The following is a 6163-nucleotide window of genomic DNA, read 5'->3' as shown; positions in this document are numbered from 1 at the left end:
TTAAAGTGATTAAAATTAATAAATTTAAAAGGAGTTAGCAAATATAAAAGATAAAATAAGATAGAAGAGAAATTACGCATTATAAATTTGGATCTATTTATTTAAATTTATAGTTTTTGTATCATTTGTAAATATAAGTTTCAATACATTGAAGTTTATCGATTGATTGTGGTTAAATTGATTTAAATTTGTAAATAAATTTGATAATTTAATAACATAGCTATAGAAACGATTAAGATAGCTAAATTTAGCCATATTGAAAAGTATCAAAATCTTTTGTTTATAAATAGTTTTAAGATAAGTAAATTTGAGCTTATAAAAATATAAAAAGATTAGATCTTCTCTGTAAATAAAATTTGTTAGAGAAAATCTTTTTATATCAAACCAAATTTAAACTAAAGCCTCTTTTAGCACATCTTCTATACTATCAACGGCTATAATTTCTAAATCATCTTTTACTATATTTGGTATATCGATTAAATCTCTTTCAAAATTTTTACGTGGGATAAGAGCTTTTTTCACCCCTGCTTTATGTGCTGCTATTAGCTTTTCTTTTAAACCGCCTATTGCTAAAACTTTACCTCTTAATGTTATCTCTCCTGTCATAGCTACATCTGATTTTACTTTTTTATCGCACAAGATCGAAGCTATTGCTGTTGCTATTGTTATACCAGCACTAGGACCATCTTTTGGTGTGGCACCTTCAGGAACATGTATATGCAGGTCATAATCTTTATAAATTTGATCTTTAGAGTTATTTTTAGGTGCAATCTTTTTTTCATCTATTAAAACTTTTACTACACTAAAAGCTATTTTAGCTGATTCTTTCATTATATCACCAAGTTGGCCAGTTATTTCAAGAAGGCCTTTTCCTTTTATTTTTATAGCTTCTATCTTTAACACGTCTCCACCAACCATAGTCCAAGCTAACCCATTTACAAGACCTATACTATCTTTTTTATCGATAATATCTATCTCAAATACTTTTTTATCTAGAAATTCACTTAAATTTTTACTAGTAATTGAGGTTTTTTCTTTGCTATTTAAAATTTTAATCGCTACTTTTCTTAAGATATCGGCTATTTTTCTCCTTAGATTTCTGACGCCACTCTCTCTTGTATAGTCGCTAATTATAAGCTTTAAAGCACTTTCATTTATACTAACGTCACTAGCTTTTAATCCATGTTTTTTTAGTTCTTGTGGTAAGAGATATTTTTTGGCTATTTCTAGCTTTTCTTGTGGTGTGTATGAGCTTAAAAAAATAAACTCCATCCTATCTCTAAGCGGAGCAGGTATATTATTTACATCATTAGCCGTAGCTATAAATATAATCTTACTTAAATCAATATTAAAATTTAAATAGTAATCTCTAAATTCTCTATTTTGTTCTGGATCTAAAATTTCAAGTAATACAGCTGTAGGGTCGCCTCTAAAACTTCTAGCTATTTTATCTATCTCATCTAAAACTATAACAGGATTCATCTGTTTAGCGTCTATTAGACCTTGAACTATTCTTCCAGGCATTGAACCAAGATAAGTTCTTCTGTGTCCTCGAAGTTCATTTACATCTTCAAGTCCGCCAAGAGCTACTCTTATAAGTTCTCTTTTTAGAGCTTTTGCTACTGAATTTGCAAGGCTAGTCTTACCAACACCAGGAGGTCCTGCAAAACATAAAATAATTCCATTATTTACCCTATCTTCAAACCCTCTTAGTTCTAAAAGTTCTCTTAGTCCAAAATACTCAACCACTCTTTGTTTTGGTTTTTCTAAACCATAATGATCTAAATTTAGCTGTTTTTCTACATCTTTTATGGATGATTTTTTTTTAGAGGTTTTTTCAAATGGCACTTCTAAAACCCAGTCAAGATAGCTTTGCACAACAGAAGCATCAGATGAATCAGAGTGTAGTCTTGTAAATTTATCTATTTGTTTTTTAATCTCTTTGAAAGCTTCACTGCTTATAAAATTCTTTTTTATTTCTAGCTTTTTTTTATATTCATTTATCTCTTTTTCTTTATCGTTTTCACTACCAAGTTCTTTTTGGATTTGTTTTAATTGCTCTTTTAAAAAATACTCTTTATTATTTTTTTCTATTTTTGAATGAACTTTATGTTTTATCTCTTTTTCTAATTTTAAAGTTTCTATTTCTTGACTTATATAATCAATCACATCAAAAAATTTCTCTTCTAAATTTTGCTTTATAAAAAAATTATAAGCTAAATCTTTAGGTAGCCTTAAAAAACTCAAAATCAAATCTATTGTTCTTTGAGGCTCTATGCTATTTTCCATAGCTTTTATGAGATCGTTTGGCATATTGTTTGACATTGATGATAGAATTTTAACTTTTTGTTTTAAAACATTTAAAAGTGCTTCTAACTTATCTTTTTGTGGAAAAATCTCTTCAAAAATTTCTATTTCGCAAGTTAAAGGCTCATTAGATACCATATTTAATATTTTAGCCCTATAAGCCCCTTGAAATAGTATTTTAATCTTACCATCAGGAAGTGAAATTTTACGCATTATATTTCCAACAACCCCAGCCTTATAAATGCAATTATATAAATCTTCTTCTACATCATCTTTTTTTGTAGCTATTAAGATCATACTTTCATTCTTAATAGCCAATTCCAACGCTTCTATATTTTCTTTGCTATTTAAAATAATAGGCGTTACCATAAATGGATACAAAAACACTTCATCTTCTATTATAATCGGCAAAATTTTTTTCATATTCTTCACTTTTACTCAAAAAATTTTCTATACCAAGGTAAATCAGGCGGTACCAAATTTGCATCACTAAGCGATGAATTTTCAAGTTTTTTTCTGTAAATTTCAGCAGAAATGTCTCTATTTGTTCTTTCATATAAATTTGCTATATCTTCATTTAGATGATAAAGTGCTAGTTTAAATTTAATCAACATCGTCTCTAAAAGCGGTCGATATTGTGTTTTTGGATATTGGATTAAAAAATTATTTATCTCTATAATACTATTTTGCATTAAATTTTGATTTCTGTTTGGTTGTTTAAATGAGTCGTAATTTGCTTTTATTTTTAAAAATTGAGCATATTCTATCTTATCTCTTGTTCCAAATTTTCGTATATACTCATTTAAAAAACTATTAGCCAAAATATAATCATCTTCTTGCATATGCGCAATAGCCAGTATTAGCAATGTATTTTCTAGCAAAGGTGAAGCTATATGTTCACTTGAGAATTGAGCATATTTAGAATCAGCAGCCTTTAAGTCGTTGGATTTTATATCTTTCATAATCTTGTCATACCAGACATTGGGTGGTAGATTATAAGCTTTATTCGATTTTGACGAACAACCACTTAAAATCATAGCCACTAAAATAGCACTCATAATTTTATGATGGATTTTCATAGATTTTCCTTGATAATAATTTTAAAAACGTAATTTTACAATTTTAGACTTAATAAATAGCTAAATTTGTAAATATTTTTAAAATATACTAATAAATTTAAATTTTTATCTATTTTTTCTAAAAAATATAGTATAATTTTGAAATTATTTAAAATTTTACAGGAAAAATGATGAAAAAAGGTTTTTCTCTTATAGAGCTTGTTTTATCTATAGTGATAATAGGAATTTCGGTTTCAGTTTTACCAAATGTTATTGCACAAACAAATAAATTAAATATAACAGCCCTCGAGCAGTCATTGCTATATGATGCAAAAACGCTATCAAAAATTATCTTATCTAAACCTTGGGATAGTAAAATAGTTTGTGAAACAAAAGCAACATCTGATTATTATGTAGGTATTTATCAAACCGATGATACTACCATTAGTGATTTAAAAATTTCAAGACCCGGAATTTTAGATGCTTCTAATAGAGAAGCTGTTAAACCTTGGATTAAAGCTAGTAGTGTAGGTGATTTTAACAGCACAAGTAGTAGTTGTGGCAGTTATAATGACAAAAGACAAGATATAGATGATTATAATGGCATAAGCATAGAACAACAAGCTTATGTTAGCAGCTCTTTAATAAATTCAAAAACTACAGTATCGGTTAAATATGAAAAATCTACCAACAAAGGAATAATTGAATTACAAGACGATAGCGGCATTCGTGATATTAAAAAGATAGAAGTAACTTCTGAAGATAGGGATAATCCTAAGTATAAAATTAAGTTGGTTTATTATTTAGCCAATGTAGGAGAACCAAAGCAAATTCCTACGGCAAAGTGGAAATAAGGAAAAATTATGAAAAAAGCTTTTACTCTCATTGAACTTTTATTTGTAATTGTAGTTTTAAGCATTTTATCTCTTATTGGAACAGATATTTATTTAAATGTTTATAAAAATTATGCATATTCTAAGTCTATAAACGCCCTAGAAACAAAAGCATCTAATGCTGTAGAGCAAATAGCAACAAGACTTTCTTATAGAATTCCACAAACCACAATAGCTCGAGAAGCAATAGGTGGGGATATGCAGTTTATAGATCTTGGTGACGATAGACATAAAATTTTAGAATGGTATGGCATAAGTGTTGAGAGTCAAAATATACATAGAAATAAAGGTGTAGATAAAGGCAGTTGGATTATTGCAGGCTGGAGTGGTTTTATAGATATAAATAGATCTGGAGTATTTCGCTCAATTGGAAGTAAATTGGAAAGAGCAGGAAAAATTATAGATGATTTATACTCTCCAGTGCCAGATGGAAAAAATAATTTAGCTATAATCTTTATAGGTGGAGAGCATGCAATAAGCCCTGAAGATTACGGTTATACAGGTGATAAAACAAAAGTAAATCACAAAGTCGTTGCAGTGGTTGATCTTAGCGGACAAAGAGATTTTAATGTTAAAAATTTTTCATCGGGTGCTACTATTACTGAGAGATACTATCTCTCACATACTGCTTATGCTATAGTTCCGGGTAAAAAAGATGCAACAACTGGATTATTTGATATCTATCTTTATTATAATTACAGACCTTGGCTTGGAGAGACTTATCTACAAGGAAAACATGAACTTTTGATTGAAAATGCCACTCAGTTTAAATTTAGAGGAAATAACGGAAATATTGAGTTTGAATTATGCGTTCAAGATTTAAATATGCCAAAAAAGGCAAAAAAAGATAAATTCATAATATGCAAAAAAGAGGCGGTGTTCTAATGAAAAATGGGTTTAGTTTGATAATGGCTATAATGTTTATCCTAATTGTTTCTACTCTTGGTTTGATGGCTCTTAGATTTTCCACCCTAACTGTCAAGCAAAACACAAACTCATATCTAAAAACCCAAGCAGAGCTACTTGCTATAAGTGCAGCAGAAATAGCACTTTTAGAAATGCAAAAGACCAATTATACAAAAAAATGCTTAGACGGTATCGATATAGAATATGGTATTTTAAAGGCTACGGTTAAAATTTCATATTTCGATCAAGACTTAAAAAGCTTATGCACAGAAAAAAAGATGATGGATCAAGGTGTGGAGCCTTTAACTAGTAAAAAACCAGGCACTAATGATAATGTCGCGATGTTTGATATCGTAGTTGAAAGTAAAGATAAAAATTTAACTGGTCCTATTCGTTTTCATAAACAAACCGTACAAAGACCATAACAAAGGAGATAAAATGAACACAACTATCACAGGAAAGCAGTTTGAATTAACCGAACCTATAAAAAACTACATCCAAAGATCTTTTGAAAGTTTAGAGAAATATAATCTCAACATCATATCAGCTAGATGCGTCATCTCTGCTGATGAAAAACACGGAAAAAAAGGCTTTATAGTTGATTTATCTATAAATTTAGCAGGAAAAAACACTATCGTTATTACACATAAAGACAAGGATTTATACGCTGCTATTGATGATATATCTTCAAGAGCTTCTAAAGTTTTAAGAAGAGAGCACGATAAAAATACCACTCATAAAAATAAAGACGAAGCAAAAGAGGTGATTTTAGATCAAGAGTTAAATATAGAAAGTCAAGTAGATGAAATAGTTCCAATGGAGTTGGATACATATAAACCATTAGAAATTGACGAAGCTTTAAAAATTTTAAAAGAGAGTAAAGATCAATTTTTGGTATTTAACGATGTCAACGCTAAAATGCGTGTTATTTATAAGAAAAAAGATTCAAAATTTGGTCTATTTTAACGGAGGTTAAACATGAAAAAGTTTTTTAAAATT

6 protein-coding genes are annotated in these 6163 nt (G+C 28.8%); 4 read left to right on the top strand and 2 right to left on the bottom strand.

From position 1 onward, the window contains the following. Window positions 1-390 precede the first annotated feature (390 nt). Window positions 391-2730 carry an endopeptidase La gene (gene lon / locus F1B92_RS08485; protein ID WP_154571412.1) on the bottom strand — a complete coding sequence of 780 codons (2340 nt, stop codon included), beginning with the start codon at window positions 2728-2730 and terminating at the stop codon, window positions 391-393. Window positions 2731-2741: 11 nt separating this feature from the next. Continuing rightward, the gene (locus tag F1B92_RS08480; protein ID WP_154571411.1) at window positions 2742-3386 is read right to left on the bottom strand and encodes an outer membrane protein assembly factor BamD; all 645 of its coding nucleotides are present in this window, start codon (window positions 3384-3386) and stop codon (window positions 2742-2744) included. Between the two features lie 170 nt (window positions 3387-3556). On the opposite strand from F1B92_RS08480, the gene F1B92_RS08475 reads away from it, so the two are divergent. Genes F1B92_RS08475 through hpf form a run of 4 tightly spaced genes read left to right on the top strand, consistent with a single transcriptional unit; the run spans window position 3557 to window position 6130 of the window. After that, window positions 3557-4219, top strand: a complete 663-nt coding sequence (locus F1B92_RS08475) for a type II secretion system protein (RefSeq protein ID WP_195836337.1) — start codon at window positions 3557-3559, stop codon at window positions 4217-4219. Window positions 4220-4228: 9 nt separating this feature from the next. Continuing rightward, window positions 4229-5143, top strand: a complete 915-nt coding sequence (locus F1B92_RS08470) for a type II secretion system protein (protein ID WP_154571409.1) — start codon at window positions 4229-4231, stop codon at window positions 5141-5143. Continuing rightward, window positions 5143-5589, top strand: coding sequence for a type IV pilus modification PilV family protein (locus F1B92_RS08465; RefSeq protein WP_154571408.1), 447 nt, complete (start codon window positions 5143-5145; stop codon window positions 5587-5589). The genes F1B92_RS08470 and F1B92_RS08465 overlap by 1 nt, the downstream gene beginning before the upstream one ends. A 13-nt stretch (window positions 5590-5602) precedes the next feature. Further along, window positions 5603-6130: a ribosome hibernation-promoting factor, HPF/YfiA family gene (gene hpf / locus F1B92_RS08460; protein WP_154571407.1), complete on the top strand. Its 528-nt coding sequence runs from the start codon at window positions 5603-5605 to the stop codon at window positions 6128-6130. Window positions 6131-6163: the final 33 nt, after the last annotated feature.

This window comes from Campylobacter portucalensis, assembly GCF_009690845.1.
Taxonomy (GTDB): Bacteria; Campylobacterota; Campylobacteria; order Campylobacterales; family Campylobacteraceae; genus Campylobacter_B; species Campylobacter_B portucalensis.
The sequence above is the reverse complement of the archived record's forward strand: the minus strand, read 5'-3'. Positions and strand labels throughout refer to the sequence as shown.

Coding starts and splice junctions, on each gene's coding strand:
- lon (WP_154571412.1), bottom strand. CDS start 2,730: ATGAAAAAAATTTTGCCGATTATAATAGAAGATGAAGTGTTTTTGTAT.
- F1B92_RS08480 (WP_154571411.1), bottom strand. CDS start 3,386: ATGAAAATCCATCATAAAATTATGAGTGCTATTTTAGTGGCTATGATT.
- F1B92_RS08465 (WP_154571408.1), top strand. CDS start 5,143: ATGAAAAATGGGTTTAGTTTGATAATGGCTATAATGTTTATCCTAATT.
- F1B92_RS08475 (WP_195836337.1), top strand. CDS start 3,557: ATGAAAAAAGGTTTTTCTCTTATAGAGCTTGTTTTATCTATAGTGATA.
- F1B92_RS08470 (WP_154571409.1), top strand. CDS start 4,229: ATGAAAAAAGCTTTTACTCTCATTGAACTTTTATTTGTAATTGTAGTT.
- hpf (WP_154571407.1), top strand. CDS start 5,603: ATGAACACAACTATCACAGGAAAGCAGTTTGAATTAACCGAACCTATA.